This window comes from Nocardioides hankookensis, from assembly GCF_042658885.1.
Lineage (GTDB): Bacteria > Actinomycetota > Actinomycetes > Propionibacteriales > Nocardioidaceae > Nocardioides > Nocardioides hankookensis.
This window is the reverse complement of sequence record NZ_JBHSRJ010000004.1, coordinates 1,292,281-1,310,459: the sequence shown is the minus strand read 5'-3', so window position 1 is coordinate 1,310,459 and position 18,179 is coordinate 1,292,281. Positions and strand designations below refer to the sequence as shown.

Below are 18,179 nucleotides of genomic sequence, written 5' to 3'. Positions count from 1 at the left end.
GGTGGGTGCTTGCCCGATCCTAGAACGTGTTCTACTTTCGGACCATGACACGAACACTGTCAGCACCGGTCACCGTAGCGTTCGACTACACCCGCTCCACCGGCCCCGTCGTGGGTCGCTTCCTCACCGGGCTCCGCGACGGCGTCGTCGTCGGCGGCCGGACCTCGGCGGGTGAGGTCGTCGTACCCCCGCTGGAGTTCGACCCGGTCACCCACGAGCCGACGACGGAGTTCGTCGAGGTCGGCCCGGGCGGCACGGTCGCGTCGTGGGTATGGGTGCCGGAGCCGGTCAAGGACCAGCCGTTCGACCGGCCCTTCGCGTTCGCGCTGGTGACCTTGGACGGCGCCACCCGACCCGTCCTGCACGCGCTCGACGTCGCCTCGCCCGACGAGGTGTCGACCGGCATGCGGGTGCAGGTGCGCTTCGCCGAGGAGCGGGTCGGCGCGATCACCGACATCGTCTTCGAACCGGAGAGCGACGGAGGTTTCGAGACAGGCGCCAGCGCGCCTTCCTCAACCACCGTCGCCGTCGACCCGGTGACCGGCGTCATCGTCCCGGTCTCGCTCGACTACCTGTACGCCGCGAGCCCGGAGGAGTCGGCGTTCTACCGAGGCCTCAACGAGGGCCGCATCGTCGGCCAGCGCTGCCCCACCTGCCAGAAGGTCTACGTGCCGCCGCGCAGCGCCTGCCCGTCCGACGGGACGCCGACGGCGGAGGAGGTGGAGGTGTCGCAGACCGGCACCATCACGACCTTCTGCATCGTCAACGTGCCGTTCCTGGGCCAGAAGATCACGCCGCCGTACGTCTCGGCGTACGTGCTGCTCGACGGCGCCGACATCGCGATCCTGCACCTGATCCTGGGCGTCGACGCCGCCGACGTCCGGATGGGCATGCGCGTCAAGGCGGTGTGGAAGCCCGAGGCCGAGTGGACCTACTCCCTGGAGAACATCGACCACTTCGAGCCGACCGGTGACCCGGACGCGGACTACGAGACCTACCGAAACCACCTGTGAGGGACTGGGAATGAGAGACGTTGCAGTCGTCGGGTTCGCCCAGCGACAGATGCCCGAGTTCGACGGGTCGCCGACCTGCGTGGAGATGCTCGTGCCGCTCCTCGCTGAGTGCTACGAGCAGACCGGATGGACCCGCCGCGACATCGGTTTCTGGTGCTCGGGCTCGTCCGACTACCTGGCCGGCCGGTCGTTCTCGTTCGTGTCGGCGGTCGACGCCATCGGCGTGATCCCGCCGGTCAACGAGTCGCACGTGGAGATGGATCTCGCGTGGGCGATGTACGAGGCCTGGCTGAAGATCCAGACCGGCGAGGTCGACACGGCGCTCGTCTACGCGTTCGGCAAGTCCTCGGCCGGCGTGCTGCGCCGGACCCTGGGCCTCCAGCTCGAGCCGTACACGATGACGCCGCTGTGGCCCGACACCGTGTCGCTGGCCGGCCTGCAGGCGCGCGCCGGCATCGACGCCGGCGCCTGGGACGAGACCGCGATGGCCGAGGTGGCCAACCGGTCGCTGACCGACGCGGAGAAGAACGACTACTCGATCCGCAAGGGCGGCTCGTCGGTCGAGGAGCTGCTCGCCCGGCCGATGTACGCCGACCCGCTGCGCAAGCACGACTGCTCCCCCGTGACCGACGGTGCGGCCGCGATCGTGCTCGCCGCCGGCGACCGGGCCCGCGACGTGCGTGAGCGCCCGGCGTGGATCAGCGGTCTGGCGCACTACATCGACCCGATGGGGATGGGCACCCGCGACCTGACCCGTTCGCCCTCGGCCGAGCGGGCCGCCGCCGCGGTCGACCTGTCCGGGGTGGAGGTCGCGGAGCTGCACGCGCCGTTCAGCCACCAGGAGCTGATCCTGCGTCGCGAGCTCGGCCTCGCGGACGACGTACGCATCAACCCGTCGGGGGGCGCGCTGACCAGCAACCCGATGTTCTCCGGTGGCGGCATCCGGGTCGGCGAGGTCGCCTCGCGGATCTGGTCCGGCGAGATCGCCAAGGGCGTGGGGCACGCGACGTCCGGTCCCGCCCTGCAGCAGAACCTCCTCTGCGTCCTGGAAGGAAGCAACTGATGGCGAAGCAGCCCGCCGCGGTGGTCGGCGTCGGCCAGACCCACCACCGCGCCAAGCGCCTGGACGTCTCGATGGCCGGCCTCTGCCGCGAGGCGATCGACCGGGCCCTCGAGGACGCCGGCATGACGCTGGACGAGATCGACGCGATCGTGGTCGGCAAGGCGCCCGACCTCTTCGAGGGCGTGATGATGCCCGAGCTGTTCCTGGCGGAGGCGCTCGGCGCGGCCGGCAAGCCGCTGCTGCGCGTGCACACCGCCGGCTCGGTCGGCGGCTCGACCGCCATCGTCGCCGCCTCTCTCGTCCAGGCCGGCGTGCACAAGAAGGTGCTGACGGTCGCGTACGAGAAGCAGTCGGAGTCCAACGCGATGTGGGCGCTGTCGGTGCCGTTGCCGTTCAACATGCCGGTGCACGCCGGCGCCGGTGGCTACTTCGCCCCGCACGTGCGCTCCTACATCCGCCGCTCGGACGCGCCGACCCACGTCGGTGCGATCGTGGCCGCGAAGGACCGCAACAACGCGCTGAAGAACCCGTACGCGCACCTGCACAACGAGGGCACCACGGTCGAGTCGGTGCTCGCGTCGCAGATGCTCTGGGACCCGATCCGCTACGACGAGACCTGCCCGTCCTCCGACGGCGCGTGCGCGTTGGTGATCGTGGCCGAGGACGTCGCGGCGGCGTCGCCGAACCCCGCGTGGATCCACGGCACCGTGATGCGCTCCGAGGCGACCACCGCCGCCGAGCGGGACCAGGTCAACCCCCAGGCGTCGCGCGACGCGGCGGCCGCCCTGTGGAAGCAGGCCGGCATCACCAGCCCGATCGACGAGATCGACATGGCCGAGATCTACGTGCCGTTCTCGTGGTTCGAGCCGATGTGGCTGGAGTCGCTCGGCTTCGCCGACGAGAACGGCGGCGGCTGGCGGCTCACCGAGTCCGGTGGCACCGCCATGGACGGCGTGCTGCCGGTCAACTGCTCCGGCGGCGTCCTCTCCTCGAACCCGATCGGCGCGTCCGGCATGCTCCGCTTCGGCGAGGCGGCGCTCCAGGTCCGCGGTGCGGCCGGCGAGCACCAGGTCGACGGCGCCCGCAAGGCGCTCGGCCACGCGTACGGCGGTGGCTCGCAGTTCTTCGCGATGTGGGTCGTCGGCGCGGACAAGCCCACGAACTAGTCGTTCGCCCCTGGCGAACGGCGCTGCCACCCGTGTCCCGGCGGGCCTATCGTCGGGACATGGGTGACCTCGTCGCATTCCCGGTCCAGCCAGCCCGCTCCGCCGAGCCCGAGCCGCTCTGGCGCGAGGCCGTCGGTCACGAGCTGCGCGAGGAGCGCCGTACGGCGGAGCGCACGCTGGCCGACGTCGCCAGCGACGCCGGGGTCTCGACGCAGTACCTCTCCGAGGTCGAGCGCGGACTCAAGGAGCCCAGCTCGGAGGTCCTCGGCGCCGTCGCGGGCGCCCTCGGGCTGCGGCTTGTCGACCTCACCACGCGCGTCAGTCGCAGGCTGAGCGTGGGTCAGATCTCAGGGCCGGTCGCGCTCGCCGCATGACCCGCGCGCTCTCGGTGATCGGTGCACCGTCGAGCGCCGGGGCCTACGCCCCCGGCCAGGAGAAGGCTCCGGAGGCCTGGCGGCGTCACGGCCTGCTGGAGCGGCTCTCGGCCGGCGGTGTGGTGGTGCGTGACCGCGGTGACGTCGATACCTTCCGGTGGCGTGCCGACGGCGGTCGACCCGACGCGATGAACGCGCACGCCGTCGCGGCCACCGGCCGCAGCGTGGCCGAGCGGGTGGCGAGCGCCCTCGACGACGGGGACGACGTGCTCGTCCTCGGCGGCGACTGCACCGTCGAGCTCGGCAGCATCGCCGGCGCACTGGAGCGTGGGCGGTCGGTGGCGCTGGTCTACATCGACCTCGACGCCGACCTCAAGGTGCCCGCGACCGGCGAAGGCGCCATCGACTGGATGGGCGTCGCGCACCTGGTCGACGCACCCGGTGCCGACGACGAGATCGCGTCGCTCGGCCCGCGTCGGCCGATGCTCGCCGGCAGCGACGTGCTGCTCTTCGCGCAGGACAACATCACCGACTCGGAGGCGGCGATCGTCGCCGACACCGGCATCACGGTCGAGACGCTGGCCGACGTGCACGGTGACCCGACCGCCGCGGCCCGCCGGGTCGTGCAGTGGGCGGCCGGCCACGACGAGCTCTGGGTGCACGTCGACATCGACGTGCTGTCCTGGATCGACTTCCCGATCGCGGAGAACAGCCGCCGCGCGGACGGGCTGACGCTCGACGAGCTCGCCACCGTCCTCGGTGAGCTCGTCGCTGCCCCGGCCTGGCGCGGGCTGACGATGTGCGAGGTCAACCCGGACCATGCTCCGGACGAGGCCGAGTCCTTCCGACGGCTGGTCGCCGTGCTGGGCGGGGTGCTCGACCGCCGGGCTCAGTAGCCCGGGAAGACCTTCCGCAGCTCGTCCAGGGTGACGTTGCCGGTCACCCCGACCCCGGCGTCGTACGGCGCGCGCAGGCGGCCGGTCAGCAGCCGGGCCACGGCCTCGGCCGGGCCGTCGAACGTCGCCGTCGGCTCCGCGAACGGCTCGGTCGTCACGCTCACGCCGTCGGTGATCTCGATGCCGCCGCCGGGGACAGCGAGCCGCACCTCCTGGTCGACCTGGTCGGCCTTGGCGGAGAACCCGAGCAGGAACGACAGCGGCCCGTCGAAGAGCTCGAGCAGCAGCTCGGCCGACTCGGCCTCCACGGTGGCTGCCGGGTCGACGCCGACCCGCACGTCCCAGGCGTGGTTGGCGACCTCGTTGAGGCGCATGCCCAGCGCGACCTCGAGCGGCACCGGCTTCGGCAGGAAGCCGAGGTCGATCATCAGGCTCTGCCGCTGGTCCGCGGTCAGCGCCTCGACGGTGGCGACGTACGCCGCGTCGTGCTCGACGAAGCCGGCCGCCTGCTCGGTCGGCGTCGAGCCGTCCCAGCGCGCCCAGATCGTCTGGTTGTCCTCGACCTCGACCTGCTCCCCCGCGGCGGTCGCGATCGGCTGACGGGTGATCTCGGCGCCGCTGCCGAGGTGCGACAGCGCCTGGGCGACCGTCCACTCGGAGGCGCCGCTGGGACCGTTGAGCTGGTCCTCGGACAGGGTCGGCACCAGGGCGGCGAGCGTGTCGTGGTTGCTGCGGAGGGCCGCGATCGCGCGGTCTGCGAGAGAGGTCATGTGGACGCAACCCGCGAGGCGGTCAGGATCTTCCGGCTGGAGAGCACCGCGTCGACGACGCCGTACGCGACCGCCTCGTCGGCCGAGAGCACCAGGTCCCGCTCGGTGTCCTCGCGGACCTGCTCCACCGACCGGCCCGTGTGCGCGGACAGGATCTCCTCCATCTCCGCGCGCGCCCGGGCGAGCTCCTTCGCAGCGACGGCGAGGTCGGGCAACGCGCCCTGACCGCCGCCGGACGGCTGGTGCAGCACGACGCGGGCGCGCGGCAGGATCATCCGCTGCCCCGGCGCTCCCGCAGCCAGCAGCACCGCGGCCGTCGACGCCGCCTGGCCGACGCACTTGGTGCCGACCTCGGGCCGGACGAACTCCATCGCGTCGTAGATCGCCAGCATCGAGGTCATCGACCCGCCCGGGGAGTTCAGGTAGAGGTCGATCGGCGCGTCCGGGTTGTCGGACTCCAGGTGCAGCAGCTGCGCGATCACGACGTTGGCCACGCCGTCGTCGATCTCCGTGCCGATGTAGACGATGCGCTCGGTGAGCAGCCGGCTGAAGATGTCGACGGCCCGCTCGCCGCGGTGCGTCTTCTCGATGACGCTCGGGATCGTGTACTGACTCATGCGCGGACTCCGAAGACGGGAGCGGTCCGGGCCGGCGTGACGGCACCGACGTCGGTCAGCACCCGGTCGACGAAGCCGTACTCCTTCGCCTGCTCGGCGGTGAACCAGCGGTCCCGCAGCGAGTCCCGCTCGACCACGTCGACGGGCTGGCCGGTGTGCTCGGCGATCAGGCCGATCATCACGTTCTTGGTGTGCTCGAGGTTCTCGGCCTGGATCTGTACGTCGACCGCGGAGCCGCCGATCCCGGCCGAGCCCTGGTGCATCAGGATCCGCGAGTGCGGCAGGGCGTAGCGCTTGCCCGGCGTACCCGCCGAGAGCAGGAACTGCCCCATGCTGGCCGCGAGCCCCATCGCGAGCGTGCTCACGTCGTTGGGGATCAGCCGCATCACGTCGTAGATCGCGAGCCCGGCGCTGACGCTGCCGCCGGGCGAGTTGATGTAGAGCGCGATGTCGCGCTTCGGGTCCTCGGCGGAGAGCAGCAGGAGCTCGGCGCAGAGCTTGTTGGCGATGTCGTCGTCGACCTGCTGGCCGAGCACGACGATCCGCTGGTGCAGGAGCCGGTCGGCCGCCGTCAGCCCGGCGATGGAGGGTGTCTGGGTCATGCTCCGAGCCTGCGGCGGCCCGGACCGTCACGGAAGCGAATCCGCTCCCAGCAGATCTGCCCCCAGCTGAACCGAGGCGAGCGCCGAGTCCAGCTGGTCGACGGAGCTCACTCCGACGATCGGCTTCCAGCCCCGCCTGAGCATCCAGGCGAGCACGACCTGCGAGCGCGGTACGCCGTGCGCCTCGGCGACGCGGGTCAGCGCGGCCAGTCGCTCGGTCGTGCCGGGATGGTCGTAGGCCTCGGGGAACGGCCGGTCCGCGCGGTCGTAGCTGCCCTGCACCAGCGGGCTGTAGACCCAGAGGTCGATCTCCGGATGGGTCTCGAGGTAGTCGGCGGTCTCGTCGCTGACGAACCCGAAGCGGTGGTCCTTGCCCGGCACCTGCGCACCCGGGCGCGGCTCGACGTACGACGTGGTGAGCTGCAGCGCGGTCCACGGCTCGACACCCAGCCGCTCGGCGAGGGCGCGGCCGCGCTCGACGCGCCAGGTCGGGTGGTTGGACACGCCGAGCCGGCGTACGACGCCCCGCTCGACGAGGGCACCGAAAGCGCCGACGGTCTCCTCGAGGTCGGTCGCGCGGTCCTCGCCGTGGGCCCAGTAGAGGTCGATGACGTCGACGCCGAGGCGCTCGAGGCTGCGAACCGACTCCCGCTCGATCACGGGCGCCGACAGTCCCTCGACGCCCCCGTCGTCGGTCGGCTCGACCCCCACCTTGGTCGCGATCACCAGCTCGTCGCGAAGCCCCGGGTTCGCCGCCAGCCACCGCCCGAGCAGCGCCTCGCTCTGCCCACCGCGCCCCGTCGGCGAGGTCCAGAAGGAGTAGCAGTTCGCCGTGTCCAGGATCCGTCCGCCGGCCGCCACGAAGCGGTCCAGCAAGGCGTACGACGTCGCCTCGTCGGTGCGGGTGCCGAAGTACATGGTGCCGAGGACGAGCTGCATTCGATCACCCTACGGATGCGCCGTCCCGGAACCTCAGTGGATAGGGTCGACGACATGATCGAGCTCCGCACCCCCGCCCAGATCGAGCAGATGCGACCGGCGGGTCGCTTCGTCGCCGACGTGATCACCGCGCTCGCTGCGAAGGCCGACGTCGGCGTCAACCTGCTGGAGCTCGACGCGCTCGCCCACCAGATGATCCGTGACCGCGGCGCGGAGTCCTGCTACATCGACTACCACCCGTCGTTCGGCGCCTCGCCCTTCGGCAAGGTGCTGTGCACGTCGGTCAACGACGCGGTCCTGCACGGCCTCCCCCACGACTACGTCCTCCAGGACGGCGACCTGCTGTCCGTGGACTTCGCGGCGAACGTCGACGGCTGGGTCTCGGACTCGGCGCTCAGCGTCGTGGTCGGCACCCCGCGCCAGGAGGACCTGGACCTGATCGAGGTGACCGGCCGCGCGCTCGAGGCGGGCATCTCGCAGGCGGTCTCCGGCAACCGGCTCGGCGACATCTCCGCCGCGATCGGCGACGTCGCCCGCGCCGCCGGGCTCGGCGTGAACCTGCAGTTCGGCGGCCATGGCGTCGGCCGCACCATGCACGGCGAGCCGCACGTGCCCAACGACGGCCGCGCCGCCCGCGGGCTCAAGCTCCGACCCGGCCTGGTGATCGCGATCGAGCCGTGGTTCCTGCACACGACCGACGAGATCTTCACCGACCCCGACGGCTGGACCCTGCGCAGCAAGGACGGCTCGCGCGGCGCCCACATGGAGCACACCGTGGCCATCACGATCGACGGCCCGCTGGTTCTCACCGAGCGGGCCGCCTGATCAGGGACGCGGAGCGGACCTGATCGTCGGTGGTCGAGCAGCGACCACGGCTGAGCCCGCGAAGCCGTGACGGAGCGTGTCGAGACCCGTTCGGGTGCCCGACACGACCGCCCGGCTCCCCTATGCGTACTTGACCTGCAGGTCCTTCAGGCCGTTGACCCAGGAGTGCCGCAGCCGCGACGGCTCCGAGATCTTGGAGATGTCGGGCGCGTGGTCGGCGATCGCGTTGAAGATCACCCGGATCTCCTGGCGGGCCAGGTTGGCGCCCAGGCAGTAGTGCGCTCCGTGGCCGCCGAACCCGAGCTGCGGGTTGGGGTCGCGCAGGATGTTGAAGGTGAACGGGTCCTCGAAGACGTCCTCGTCGAAGTTGGCGCTGGCGTAGAAGAGCGCCGCCCGCTCGCCCTTCTTGAAGACGTGCCCGGAGACCTCGACGTCGCTGAGCGCCGTGCGCTGGAAGACGGTCACCGGCGTCGCCCACCGGACGACCTCGTCGATCATCGTCGCCGGCCGGTCGCGCTTCCAGATCTCCCACTGCTCGGGGTTGTCGAGGAAGGCGTTCATGCCGTGGGAGATCGCGTTGCGGGTGGTCTCGTTGCCGGCCACGGCGAGCAGGATGACGAAGTAGCCGAACTCGTCGTCGGTGAGGCCGCGCTCGCCCTTGTGGGCCTGGATGAGCTTGGTGATCAGGTCGTCGCGCGGGTTGGCCTTCCGGTCCGCGGCGAGCATCATCGCGTAGCCCAGGATCTCGGCGGCCGCGACGTCGTTGTTGCCGGCGTAGTCGGGGTCCTCCCCGGCCAGCATCTGGTTGGACCAGTCGAAGAGCTTGTGCCGGTCCTCCTGGGGCACGCCGATCAGGTCGGCGATGGCCTGCAGCGGCAGCTCGGCGGCGACCTCCTCGACGAAGTTGCCCCTCCCCCGCTTCACCGCGTCCTGCACGATCTGCGCACCGCGCGAGACCATGGTGTCCTCGAGCTCGGCGATGGAACGCGGCGTGAAGCCACGCGAGATGATGGCCCGGGTCTGGGTGTGCTCCGGCGGGTCCTGGTTGATCAGGATGACCCGCTGCATCTCGATCATCTCGCGGGCCATCTCGTTGGGGAACCGGATGATCGCGCCGTTCTCGGCCGTGGACCAGTTCTTGCTGTCCTTCGAGATCGCCGAGACGTCCTCGTGCCGCGTGATGGCGTAGTAGCCGGCCTGGCCCTCGGGGGCGAAGCCCGTCGTCCACGTCGGCTCCTGCTTCACCCACTGGATCGGTGCGTTCTGGCGAGCCGCGCGGAAGGCGTCGTGCGGGATGGCCGCCTGGTTCACGTCGGGATCGGTGAAGTCGAAGCCGTCAGGCAGGACGTCGGTTGCTGTCACGGGAGCTCCCTCGAGTCTGGCTGGAACACGTTCTAGTGATGGACAATACATACCGAAGGTACGCAGGGGAAGATTGTCACGGACAAGAACGTGTTCTAGTTTTGTCCCATGGGCACCCCCGTGATCATCGACGCCGTCCGCACTCCCCTCGGCAAGAGGAAGGGCTGGCTCGCCGGCGTGCACCCCGCCGTCCTCATCGGCCATGCGATGAGCGAGGTGCTGGCCCGCTCCGGGCTCGACTCCGACCTCGTCGACCAGGTCGTCGCCGGCTGCGTCACCCAGGCAGGCGAGCAGTCCAACGGGATGGTGCGCCGCGCCTGGCTGCACGCCGGGCTCGCGCAGCACACCGCCGGCACGATGGTCGACGCCCAGTGCGGCTCCGGCCAGCAGGCCGCGCACCTGGTCAACGACATGATCACGGCCGGCACGATCGAGATCGGGATCGCCGCCGGCGTCGAGGCGATGTCGCGCATCCCGCTCGGCGCCAACGTCCCGCCGGGCACCGGTGACCCGCGACCCGACGACTGGTCGATCGACATGCCCAACCAGTTCGAGGCGGCCGACCGGATCGCCAAGAACCGCGGCCTCACCCGCGCCGACCTCGAGGCCTTCGGCCTCGCGTCCCAGCAGAAGGCCCGCGTCGCGGTCGACGAGGGTCGTTTCAAGCGCGAGATCTCGGCGATCACGGCACCGGTGCTCGACGCCGAGGGCAACCCGACCGGCGAGACCCGGGTGGTCGACACCGACCAGGGCCTGCGCGACACCACGCTCGAAGGCCTCTCCGGCCTGAAGACCGTGCTCCCTGACGGCCTGCACACGGCCGGCACCTCGTCGCAGATCAGCGACGGCGCCTCCGCCGTACTGATCATGGACTCCGACCGTGCGGCCGCCCTCGGCCTGAAGCCGCGGGCACGGATCGTCTCGCACTGCCTGGTCGGCTCGGACCCGTACTACCACCTCGACGGCCCGATCGAGGCCACCCAGAAGGTGCTCGACCGGACCGGCATGGCGATCTCCGACTTCGACCTCTTCGAGGTCAACGAGGCCTTCGCCTCCGTCGTGCTCTCCTGGGCCGGCCAGCACCAGGTCGACCTCGACCGCGTCAACGTGAACGGCGGCGCCATCGCGCTCGGCCACCCCGTCGGCTCCACCGGCACCCGCCTGATCACGACCGCCCTCCACGAGCTCGAGCGCCGCGACCAGGCCACCGCACTGATCTCGATGTGCGCGGGCGGCGCGATGGCCACCGGCACCGTCATCGAGCGCATCTAGCCCGCCGCCGGCCCGGAAGAGTTTCATCGGCCGGCCGATGAAGCTCACGCTTGGACGACAAAGCTTCATCGTCCAAGCGTGAGCATCATCCTGTGGATCGACCGGGCTCTCCACAGGTCGCCAGCGGGCGATCCCGCGCGGGACGTGAGCGGGGAAGTGTTGCGGCATGCGATACCTACTCGTCGACGAGTACGGACTGCTGCTTCGTCGCACTGCCCTGACGCTCGGTCTGGACGACAACTGGCTCGCCCGGATGCTCCGTCTCGGCGTACTGGTCCGGATCCGGCACGGCGCCTACGCCGACGCCGACGTCTGGCAGCAGCTGACGCCGGCCGGTCGGCACCTCCTGCTCAGCCGCGCGGTGATGCTGCAGTACGACGACCGGGTCGCGCTGTCACACGCCAGCGCCCACGTGATGCGTGGCGGCCCCGACTGGGGTCTCGACCTCGAGAAGGTCAACGTGACGAACCTGTTCGGGCGAGGCGACCGCGTCCAGGCCGGCATCACCCACCACCGCGGCACCACCCGGGTCAGTGACGTCTCCCGTCTGAACGGCCACTGGGTGACGGCGCCGGGCAGGACTGCCGTCGAGACCGCGGCCGGCCTCGAGCTCGTCGCGGCGGTATGCGTCCTCGACTGGACGCTCCACCAGGGCCTCACCACTCGCGAGGAGCTCGAGCGCTATGCGACGGTCTGGTTGCGTGAGTGGCCGGGCAGCATCGAGCTGCCGGTGGCGGTGGCTCGCAGCGACGGACGCTCGGAGTCCGTCGGCGAGACTCGGAGCAGGATCGCACTGGAGAACCTGGGCTTCGAGCCCGAGCCACAGTGGGCGGTGCACCATCCCTCCGGACGGCTCGCGGGACGGGTCGACCTGCTGCTCCGCAGACAGGGCGTGATGGTCGAGTTCGACGGCTGGGTGAAGTACGGCCGCCTCCTCAAGCCTGGGCAGACGATCACCGACGTGATCAAGGCCGAGCGGGATCGGGAAGTGTTGTTGGAGGAGCTGACCGGACTGCGCATGCTCCGCCTCGTGTGGGCGGATCTCCAACAGCCGGCCGAGATCGGATCCAGGGTGGCGCGGATCGTCTCGCACCGCCGAGCCAGCTGACCTTGGACGATGAAACTCGCGCCTGGACGACAAAGCTTCATCGTCCAAGGATGAGTTTCATCGGCCGGCCGATGAAACTCTCCGCCTACGCCCCGTAGACGGGCTCCGGGTCCGGACCCGCCGCGAGCAGCTCGCGCAGGGCCGGCCCGACCTCGGCCGCCTCCCACCTGCGGCCGAGGTCGAGCGCGGGACCGTGGCGCCAGCCGAGCTCGACGGTGACCTGGCCACCGTCGATCTCGATGACGCGGCCGGTGACGTCGCCCGCCTCGACGGAGGCGAGCCAGGCGACGATGGGCGAGTTGTCCTCGGGCAGTGCCATCGCGGACGTGTCGAAGGCACCCTCGGTCATCCGGGTGCGGGCGACCGGCGCGATCGCGTTGACCGTCACGCCGTACCGCCCCATCTCCTGGGCGGCGACGAGGGTCATGCCGGCGATGCCGGCCTTGGCCGCGGAGTACGTCGTCTGGCCGACCGAGCCCTGGAGCCCCGCGCCGGACGAGGTGTTGATGACCCGGGCGGCGCGCTGGCGGCCCTCCTTGGCCTCGGCCCGCCAGTAGGCGCCGGCGTGCCGCAGCGGCGCGAAGTGGCCCTTCAGGTGGACGCGGATCACCGCGTCCCACTCCTCCTCGGCGGTGTTGACGAGCATCCGGTCGCGGACGAAGCCGGCGTTGTTGACCAGGATGTCGAGGCCGCCGTAGGTGTCGATCGCCTGCTGCACCATCGCCGCGGCCTGCTCGAAGTCCGCGACGTCGGCGCCGTTGACGACCGCGCGGCCGCCAGCGGCCTCGATCTCGGCGACCACCGACTCGGCGGGCGTCTCGCCGGTGCCCTCGCCCGAGAGCGAGACGCCGAAGTCGTTCACGACGACGGCCGCGCCGTGCCGGGCCAGCTCGAGCGCATGCGCGCGGCCGATGCCGCGGCCCGCTCCGGTGACGATGGCGACGCGACCGTCGAGGAGGTTGGTCATGTGAGTCCCTTCTGGACCAGGAGGAAGGCGGGCGTCTCTCCCCCGCCGTGACAGGCGACGGCAGCGCCGGAGACGTACGACGCGAGGTCGCTCGCCAGGAACACCGCGACGTTGCCGACCTCGTCGGGACGTGCCATCCGGCCGAGCGGGATGGTCGCCTCGATGACGCCCACGGACGCGTCGTCGCCGTAGTGGTCGTCGGTCTGCTCGGTGCGGCAGAGCCCGACGTCGATCGCGTTGACCCGCACCTTCGGGGCCCACTCCATCGCGAGCGAGGCCGTGAGCGAGTCGAGGCCCGCCTTCGCCGCGGCGTACGCCGCGATGGTGGGCGCCGGCCGGTTGGCCGAGACCGAGGAGATGTTGACGATCGCGCCGCCGGACTCCTGCTGCTGCATGAGCGCGTTGGCCGCCTGCGAGCACAGCAGCGGCGCGAGCAGGTTGAGCCCGACGATCTTGTCGTGGAAGCGCGGCGAGGCGGTGGCGGCATCGGCCGCTGGCGCTCCCCCGGCGTTGTTGACGAGCACGTCGAGGCGGTCGAACGACGCGAAGAGCGCGTCCACCGCCTCCGGGTCGCGGACGTCGCAGACCCGGTGCGTGGTGCCCGGGACCGGCTCGACGTCCGAGCGCGAGCAAGTGACCACCGTGGCCCCCGCGGCGAGCAGGGCGTGGGTGATCCCGAGCCCGATCCCGCGGGTGCCGCCCGTGACGAGCGCTACTCGTCCGGACAGGTCGATCGACAGCGCCATGCTGCTACCCTACCAAGCACTTGCTTGGTTGGCTCTTGCTAGGAGGAGATGTGCCGATCACGTCCGAGCTCCGCCCCGACGGTGTCCGCGTCGTCACCATGGACGCGCCGCCGGTCAACGCCCTCACGGTCCAGGGTTGGTACGACGTGGCGGCGGCTCTCGACGATGCCAGCGCCGACCTGGAGACGCACGTCGTCGTGCTGCGCGCCGAGGGGCGCGGGTTCAACGCGGGCGTCGACATCAAGGAGATGCAGAACACCACCGGCTTCGACGCCCTGATCGGCGCCAACAAGGGCTGCTTCGCGGCGTTCAAGGCGGTCTACGAGTGCGCCGTACCGGTCGTCGCAGCCGTCAACGGCTTCTGCCTCGGCGGTGGCGTCGGGCTGGTCGGCAACGCCGACTGCGTGGTGGCCAGCGAGGACGCCTACTTCGGCGTGCCCGAGGTCAAGCAGGGCGCGCTCGGCGCGGCCACCCACATGGCCCGGCTGGTGCCGCAGCACATGATGCGCACCCTCTACTTCACCGCGCGGACGATCCCGGCGAAGGACCTGGTGCAGTTCGGCTCGGTCCTCGAGGTCGTGCCGCGCGACCAGCTGGACGACGCCGCGATGGCGGTGGCCACCGACATCGCGAAGCACGACACCCGGGTGATCCGGGCAGCCAAGGAGTGCCTCAACGGCATCGACCCGATCGACGTCAACAAGAGCTACCGGTTCGAGCAGGGCTTCACGATGGAGCTCAACCTCGCCGGCGTGAGCGACGAGCTGCGTGATCAGTTCGCCGGGACGGAGAAGAGCAAGAAGTGAGCAAGGGCCCACGCGACAAGCGGATGACGATCGACGAGGTCGTCGCCGAGCTGAAGGACGGCATGACCATCGGCATCGGCGGCTGGGGCCCGCGGCGCAAGCCGATGGCGCTGGTGCGGGCGATCCTCAACAGCGATCTGAAGGACCTGACGATCGTGAGCTGGGGCGGCGCCGACGTCGGCCTGCTCGCGCGCGCCGGCAAGATCAAGAAGCTCGTCTACGCGTTCGTCAGCCTCGACTCGGTGCCACTCGAGCCGAACTTCCAGAAGGCGCGCCAGGAGGGCACGATCCCCGAGCTCGTGGAGCTCGACGAGGGGATGTTCCAGACCGGCCTGCGCGCGGCGGCCCAGCGGCTGCCGTTCCTGCCGATGCGGGCCGGCCTCGGCTCCGACGTGCTCGTCAACCAGCCGTGGATCAGGACGGTCACCAGCCCGTACGCCGACGGTGAGGAGCTCGTTGCGGTACCGGCACTCGACCTCGACGTGGCGCTCGTCCACCTCAACCGCGCCGACCAGCACGGCAACGCGACGTACCTCGGACCGGACCCCTACTTCGACGACCTCTTCGCGATGGCCGCCGACCGCTGCTACGTGAGCGTCGAGCAGGTCGTCGACACCGCCGGCCTCACCGTCGACACCCCGGTGCAGCGCCTCCTGCTCAGCCGGATGATGGTCGCGGGCGTCGTCGAGACGCCGAACGGCGCCCACTTCACCACCTGCACGCCCGACTACGAGCGCGACGAGAAGTTCCAGCGCACGTACGCCGCCGCTGCGTCCGGCAGCGACGAGGACTGGGCGGAGTTCAGCGCCCGGTTCCTGGAGGGCGACGAAGCGGCCTACCAGGCGGCGGTCCGCGAGCTCGGGGAGGACGCATGAGCGACGCCACGCGAGCCGACGTCTGCGCCGCGGCGATCGCGGACGCGTTCAAGGACGACGGCGAGATCTTCGGCAGCCCGATGGGGCTGCTGCCGATGCTCGGAGTCCGGCTGGCCAAGCTGACCAGCAACCCCGACCTGGTGATCTCCGACGGGGAGTCGCTCTTCCTCGCCGGCGTCCCGCCGCTCTTCGCCAAGGGCGATGTGGTCGAGGGCTGGATCCCCTTCCGCAAGGTCTTCGACGTCGTCGCCTACGGCAAGCGCCACGTCATGATGGGCGCCACCCAGGTCGACCGGCACGGCAACCAGAACATCTCGGCGATCGGCGACTGGGCGCAGCCCAAGCGGCAGCTGCTCGGCAGCCGCGGAGCACCCGGCAACACGGTCAACAACCGCACGTCGTACTGGGTGCCGAAGCACTCGACCCGCGTCTTCGTCGAGCGCGTCGACATCGTGTCGGGAGTGGGACCGGCGCTCGCGAAGGAGGCCGGGCCGGCCGCCACTCGCTACAACGACATCCACCGGATCGTCAGCAACCTCGGCGTCTTCGACGTGCAGGGCGCAGGCGACACGGTGCGGCTGCTGAGCGTGCACCCGGGCGTCACGGTCGACGACGTGCGCGAGGCGACCGGCTTCGAGCTCGAGGTCCCCGCCGACGTGCCCACGACGCGCGAGCCGACGACGGAGGAGCTGGTCCTCATCCGTGAGGTGCTGGACCCGAAGGGCCTGCGCTTCAAGGAGGTCCCCCACGATGGTTGAGCAGCTGATCCGGACGCCGTTCACGGAGCTGACGGGCGTCCGCCACCCGGTCGTGCAGACCGGCATGGGCTGGGTGTCCGGCCCACGCCTGGTCAGCGGTACGGCGAACGCCGGCGGCCTCGGCATCCTGGCCAGCGCCACGATGACCTTCGCCGAGCTCGAGGCCGCGATCATCGAGGTCAAGGGCCGCACCGACGAGCCGTTCGGCGTCAACCTCCGCGCGGACGCCGCCGATGCCCCCGACCGCTGCCAGCTGCTGATCGACCACGGGGTGAAGGTCGCGTCGTTCGCACTCGCCCCCAAGCCCGAGCTGATCGCGAAGCTCAAGGAGCACGACATCGTCGTGATGCCGTCGATCGGCGCGGCCAAGCACGCGGTCAAGGTCGCCTCGTGGGGCGCGGACGCCGTGATGGTGCAGGGCGGCGAGGGCGGCGGCCACACCGGCCCGGTCCCGACGACGCTGCTGCTGCCGACGGTCCTGGACGCCGTCGACATCCCCGTCGTCGCCGCGGGCGGGTTCTTCGACGGCCGGGGACTCGCCGCCGCGCTGTCGTACGGCGCGGCCGGCGTCGGCATGGGCACCCGCTTCCTGCTGACCCAGGACTCGGCGGTCCCGGACGCCGTCAAGCAGCTCTACCTCGAGCGCGGGCTGACCGACACGGTCGTCACCGCGAAGGTCGACGGCATGCCGCACCGGATGCTCCGCACCGATCTCGTCGAGGAGCTCGAGGGCGCCAGCGCGATCAAGCGGATGGGGCCGACGATGCGCAGGACACTGGAGTTCAAGAAGGACTCCGGCATGTCGTGGGCGGCGCTGCTCAAGGACGGCCGCGCCATGAAGAAGGCGCAGGGTCGCACCCTCGGCCAGATGGCGCTCGCCGCCAACACCCCGACGATGCTCAAGGCCGGCCTGGTCGAGGGCGACACCGATGCGGGCGTCCTCGCCAGCGGCCAGGTCGTCGGCGTCATCGACGACCTGCCCACCTGCCAGGAGCTGATCGACCGGATCGTCACCGGCGCCGCCGAGGAGCTGCGCCGCGCGTCGTCGTACGTGCGCTAGAGGGAGCGCTGGAAGTCCAGCACCCGACCGAGCACCCGGTAGCCGAGCATCTCGTTGACGCCGATCATGTGGTGGTTGGACTCGGCGTTCCAGGTGTCGATCTCGCGCACCTGGGGCTCCTCGACGTCGAGCCAGTGCAGCATCCCGAGCTTGAGCGCCAGCCCCAGCCGGTGACCGCGGTGTGCGGCGACCACCGAGGTGTCGTGCTGCTCGGCGAGGTCGGGCCGCTCGCCGTCGACGGCCACCACCGTCTGCCCAGCGAGTGCACCGGTCGCCCGGTGCCGCGCGACCAGGCGGTACATCCGGTGCCCGCGCTCGGCCCACGCCTGCTCGTACGCCGCGATCCGCTCCGGCGGGAACTCCTCGTCGTCGATGTCCAGGTCGTCGGTCGGGGCATCGTTGATGGCTGCGGTCAGCTCCGCCAGCGCGGGCAGGTCGGCCGCGGGCGTGCGGGCCGGCCACCGCACCAGCTCGTAGCCCGGTGTCTCCGGCACGGCCACGGCGGGCAGGCCGTCGACGTACTGGCGCCGGTGCACCTCGACCGAGCGCTGCGAGAAGCCGTGACGCTCCGCGAAGCCGACCGGCCCCGGCGCGTCCCACCCGGCGATGCCCACCGACGTACGCCCCTCGGACCGGGCGCGGACGACCATCGCCTCCAGCAGGGCGCTCCCGTGGCCGCGCCGCCGCAGCGCCGGCACGATCTCGACCTCGAGCCAGGCGAGGTGCTCGTTGTCGTACGACGACACCTCGTAGCGCGCGGCCCCCACGTCGACGCCGTCGACCGACGCCAGGAAACCCAGCGCCGGGTCGCCGTCCCAGCCGTGCCGGAGCTCGCCGACGCACTCGTGCTCCGTGAGCAGGTGCAGCCACGGAGAGTCGACCTCCCTCGCCGCGTTCGTCACCACCACGAGACGGCGTACGGCCTCGGCGTCGTCGGGCGAGACCGGTCGGACCTCCATC

Annotated in this window: 20 protein-coding genes; 12 read left to right on the top strand and 8 right to left on the bottom strand. The window is 71.0% G+C overall.

All coding sequences use genetic code 11. The annotated features are described in order from the left end of the window. Nucleotides 1-44: 44 nt before the first annotated feature. Genes ACFPYL_RS12795 through ACFPYL_RS12775 form a run of 5 tightly spaced genes read left to right on the top strand, consistent with a single transcriptional unit; the run spans nt 45 to nt 4,512 of the window. Entirely contained in the window at nt 45-1,013 is a 969-nt protein-coding gene (locus ACFPYL_RS12795) for a Zn-ribbon domain-containing OB-fold protein (RefSeq protein ID WP_379154486.1), read from the top strand. A gap of 10 nt (nt 1,014-1,023) precedes the next feature. Further along, nucleotides 1,024-2,076, top strand: a complete 1,053-nt coding sequence (locus ACFPYL_RS12790) for a thiolase domain-containing protein (RefSeq protein ID WP_379154483.1) — start codon at nt 1,024-1,026, stop codon at nt 2,074-2,076. Continuing rightward, nucleotides 2,076-3,242 (top strand): thiolase domain-containing protein, encoded by a 1,167-nt coding sequence (locus ACFPYL_RS12785; protein ID WP_379154480.1) that lies wholly within the window; start codon nt 2,076-2,078, stop codon nt 3,240-3,242. Before ACFPYL_RS12790 ends, ACFPYL_RS12785 begins: the two co-directional genes overlap by 1 nt. A gap of 59 nt (nt 3,243-3,301) precedes the next feature. Further along, a complete protein-coding gene (locus ACFPYL_RS12780) occupies nt 3,302-3,616 on the top strand; it encodes a helix-turn-helix domain-containing protein (protein WP_379154478.1) in 315 nt (104 codons plus the stop codon). Next, entirely contained in the window at nt 3,613-4,512 is a 900-nt protein-coding gene (locus ACFPYL_RS12775; protein WP_379154475.1) for an arginase family protein, read from the top strand. The genes ACFPYL_RS12780 and ACFPYL_RS12775 overlap by 4 nt, the downstream gene beginning before the upstream one ends. On the opposite strand, the gene ACFPYL_RS12770 is transcribed toward ACFPYL_RS12775, so the two are convergent. From ACFPYL_RS12770 to ACFPYL_RS12755, 4 genes are read right to left on the bottom strand one after another with little or no spacing between them, the layout of a single operon-like run. Then, complete coding sequence (locus ACFPYL_RS12770) at nt 4,506-5,282, bottom strand: maleylpyruvate isomerase family mycothiol-dependent enzyme (RefSeq protein WP_379154472.1); 777 nt, start codon at nt 5,280-5,282, stop codon at nt 4,506-4,508. The genes ACFPYL_RS12775 and ACFPYL_RS12770 overlap by 7 nt on opposite strands. Next, nucleotides 5,279-5,899 (bottom strand): ClpP family protease, encoded by a 621-nt coding sequence (locus tag ACFPYL_RS12765; RefSeq protein ID WP_379154469.1) that lies wholly within the window; start codon nt 5,897-5,899, stop codon nt 5,279-5,281. Before ACFPYL_RS12765 ends, ACFPYL_RS12770 begins: the two co-directional genes overlap by 4 nt. Beyond that, entirely contained in the window at nt 5,896-6,501 is a 606-nt protein-coding gene (locus ACFPYL_RS12760) for a ClpP family protease (RefSeq protein ID WP_379154466.1), read from the bottom strand. The genes ACFPYL_RS12765 and ACFPYL_RS12760 overlap by 4 nt, the downstream gene beginning before the upstream one ends. A gap of 27 nt (nt 6,502-6,528) precedes the next feature. Then, nucleotides 6,529-7,440, bottom strand: coding sequence for an aldo/keto reductase (locus ACFPYL_RS12755; RefSeq protein ID WP_379154463.1), 912 nt, complete (start codon nt 7,438-7,440; stop codon nt 6,529-6,531). A 54-nt stretch (nt 7,441-7,494) separates the two neighbouring features. On the opposite strand from ACFPYL_RS12755, the gene map reads away from it, so the two are divergent. Continuing rightward, complete coding sequence (gene map, locus ACFPYL_RS12750; protein WP_379154460.1) at nt 7,495-8,265, top strand: type I methionyl aminopeptidase; 771 nt, start codon at nt 7,495-7,497, stop codon at nt 8,263-8,265. Between the two features lie 120 nt (nt 8,266-8,385). On the opposite strand, the gene ACFPYL_RS12745 is transcribed toward map, so the two are convergent. Continuing rightward, on the bottom strand, nt 8,386-9,627 hold the full coding sequence (locus ACFPYL_RS12745) for a cytochrome P450 (protein WP_379154457.1): 1,242 nt from the start codon (nt 9,625-9,627) through the stop codon (nt 8,386-8,388). Nucleotides 9,628-9,735: 108 nt separating this feature from the next. Between ACFPYL_RS12745 and ACFPYL_RS12740 the strand changes: the two genes are divergently transcribed. Then, a complete protein-coding gene (locus tag ACFPYL_RS12740) occupies nt 9,736-10,899 on the top strand; it encodes a steroid 3-ketoacyl-CoA thiolase (protein ID WP_379154455.1) in 1,164 nt (387 codons plus the stop codon). A 166-nt stretch (nt 10,900-11,065) separates the two neighbouring features. Further along, a complete protein-coding gene (locus ACFPYL_RS12735) occupies nt 11,066-12,007 on the top strand; it encodes a hypothetical protein (RefSeq protein WP_379154452.1) in 942 nt (313 codons plus the stop codon). Nucleotides 12,008-12,092: 85 nt separating this feature from the next. Here ACFPYL_RS12735 and ACFPYL_RS12730 read toward each other — a convergent pair whose 3' ends face one another. Both ACFPYL_RS12730 and ACFPYL_RS12725 read right to left on the bottom strand, forming a co-directional pair. After that, entirely contained in the window at nt 12,093-12,974 is an 882-nt protein-coding gene (locus tag ACFPYL_RS12730) for an SDR family oxidoreductase (RefSeq protein ID WP_379154449.1), read from the bottom strand. Next, the gene (locus ACFPYL_RS12725) at nt 12,971-13,720 is read right to left on the bottom strand and encodes an SDR family oxidoreductase (RefSeq protein WP_379154446.1); all 750 of its coding nucleotides are present in this window, start codon (nt 13,718-13,720) and stop codon (nt 12,971-12,973) included. The genes ACFPYL_RS12730 and ACFPYL_RS12725 overlap by 4 nt, the downstream gene beginning before the upstream one ends. A gap of 50 nt (nt 13,721-13,770) precedes the next feature. On the opposite strand from ACFPYL_RS12725, the gene ACFPYL_RS12720 reads away from it, so the two are divergent. From ACFPYL_RS12720 to ACFPYL_RS12705, 4 genes are read left to right on the top strand one after another with little or no spacing between them, the layout of a single operon-like run. Further along, the gene (locus ACFPYL_RS12720) at nt 13,771-14,526 is read left to right on the top strand and encodes an enoyl-CoA hydratase family protein (protein WP_379154443.1); all 756 of its coding nucleotides are present in this window, start codon (nt 13,771-13,773) and stop codon (nt 14,524-14,526) included. Continuing rightward, nucleotides 14,523-15,401 (top strand): CoA transferase subunit A, encoded by an 879-nt coding sequence (locus ACFPYL_RS12715; RefSeq protein ID WP_379154440.1) that lies wholly within the window; start codon nt 14,523-14,525, stop codon nt 15,399-15,401. Before ACFPYL_RS12720 ends, ACFPYL_RS12715 begins: the two co-directional genes overlap by 4 nt. Continuing rightward, nucleotides 15,398-16,159, top strand: a complete 762-nt coding sequence (locus tag ACFPYL_RS12710; RefSeq protein ID WP_379154437.1) for a CoA-transferase subunit beta — start codon at nt 15,398-15,400, stop codon at nt 16,157-16,159. The genes ACFPYL_RS12715 and ACFPYL_RS12710 overlap by 4 nt, the downstream gene beginning before the upstream one ends. Next, the gene (locus tag ACFPYL_RS12705) at nt 16,152-17,219 is read left to right on the top strand and encodes an NAD(P)H-dependent flavin oxidoreductase (RefSeq protein WP_379154434.1); all 1,068 of its coding nucleotides are present in this window, start codon (nt 16,152-16,154) and stop codon (nt 17,217-17,219) included. Before ACFPYL_RS12710 ends, ACFPYL_RS12705 begins: the two co-directional genes overlap by 8 nt. Here the strand turns inward: ACFPYL_RS12705 and ACFPYL_RS12700 are convergent. Next, nucleotides 17,216-18,178 carry a GNAT family N-acetyltransferase gene (locus ACFPYL_RS12700; RefSeq protein ID WP_379154431.1) on the bottom strand — a complete coding sequence of 321 codons (963 nt, stop codon included), beginning with the start codon at nt 18,176-18,178 and terminating at the stop codon, nt 17,216-17,218. The two genes, ACFPYL_RS12705 and ACFPYL_RS12700, sit on opposite strands and share 4 nt — an antisense overlap. Nucleotide 18,179: the final 1 nt, after the last annotated feature.

What these genes read in the sequence shown, in the direction of transcription:
- ACFPYL_RS12795 (WP_379154486.1), top strand. Translation starts at nt 45, where the DNA reads ATGACACGAACACTGTCAGCACCGGTCACCGTAGCGTTCGACTACACC.
- ACFPYL_RS12790 (WP_379154483.1), top strand. Translation starts at nt 1,024, where the DNA reads ATGAGAGACGTTGCAGTCGTCGGGTTCGCCCAGCGACAGATGCCCGAG.
- ACFPYL_RS12785 (WP_379154480.1), top strand. Translation starts at nt 2,076, where the DNA reads ATGGCGAAGCAGCCCGCCGCGGTGGTCGGCGTCGGCCAGACCCACCAC.
- ACFPYL_RS12780 (WP_379154478.1), top strand. Translation starts at nt 3,302, where the DNA reads ATGGGTGACCTCGTCGCATTCCCGGTCCAGCCAGCCCGCTCCGCCGAG.
- ACFPYL_RS12775 (WP_379154475.1), top strand. Translation starts at nt 3,613, where the DNA reads ATGACCCGCGCGCTCTCGGTGATCGGTGCACCGTCGAGCGCCGGGGCC.
- ACFPYL_RS12770 (WP_379154472.1), bottom strand. Translation starts at nt 5,282, where the DNA reads ATGACCTCTCTCGCAGACCGCGCGATCGCGGCCCTCCGCAGCAACCAC.
- ACFPYL_RS12765 (WP_379154469.1), bottom strand. Translation starts at nt 5,899, where the DNA reads ATGAGTCAGTACACGATCCCGAGCGTCATCGAGAAGACGCACCGCGGC.
- ACFPYL_RS12760 (WP_379154466.1), bottom strand. Translation starts at nt 6,501, where the DNA reads ATGACCCAGACACCCTCCATCGCCGGGCTGACGGCGGCCGACCGGCTC.
- ACFPYL_RS12755 (WP_379154463.1), bottom strand. Translation starts at nt 7,440, where the DNA reads ATGCAGCTCGTCCTCGGCACCATGTACTTCGGCACCCGCACCGACGAG.
- map (WP_379154460.1), top strand. Translation starts at nt 7,495, where the DNA reads ATGATCGAGCTCCGCACCCCCGCCCAGATCGAGCAGATGCGACCGGCG.
- ACFPYL_RS12740 (WP_379154455.1), top strand. Translation starts at nt 9,736, where the DNA reads ATGGGCACCCCCGTGATCATCGACGCCGTCCGCACTCCCCTCGGCAAG.
- ACFPYL_RS12735 (WP_379154452.1), top strand. Translation starts at nt 11,066, where the DNA reads ATGCGATACCTACTCGTCGACGAGTACGGACTGCTGCTTCGTCGCACT.
- ACFPYL_RS12730 (WP_379154449.1), bottom strand. Translation starts at nt 12,974, where the DNA reads ATGACCAACCTCCTCGACGGTCGCGTCGCCATCGTCACCGGAGCGGGC.
- ACFPYL_RS12725 (WP_379154446.1), bottom strand. Translation starts at nt 13,720, where the DNA reads ATGGCGCTGTCGATCGACCTGTCCGGACGAGTAGCGCTCGTCACGGGC.
- ACFPYL_RS12710 (WP_379154437.1), top strand. Translation starts at nt 15,398, where the DNA reads ATGAGCGACGCCACGCGAGCCGACGTCTGCGCCGCGGCGATCGCGGAC.
- ACFPYL_RS12705 (WP_379154434.1), top strand. Translation starts at nt 16,152, where the DNA reads ATGGTTGAGCAGCTGATCCGGACGCCGTTCACGGAGCTGACGGGCGTC.
- ACFPYL_RS12700 (WP_379154431.1), bottom strand. Translation starts at nt 18,178, where the DNA reads ATGGAGGTCCGACCGGTCTCGCCCGACGACGCCGAGGCCGTACGCCGT.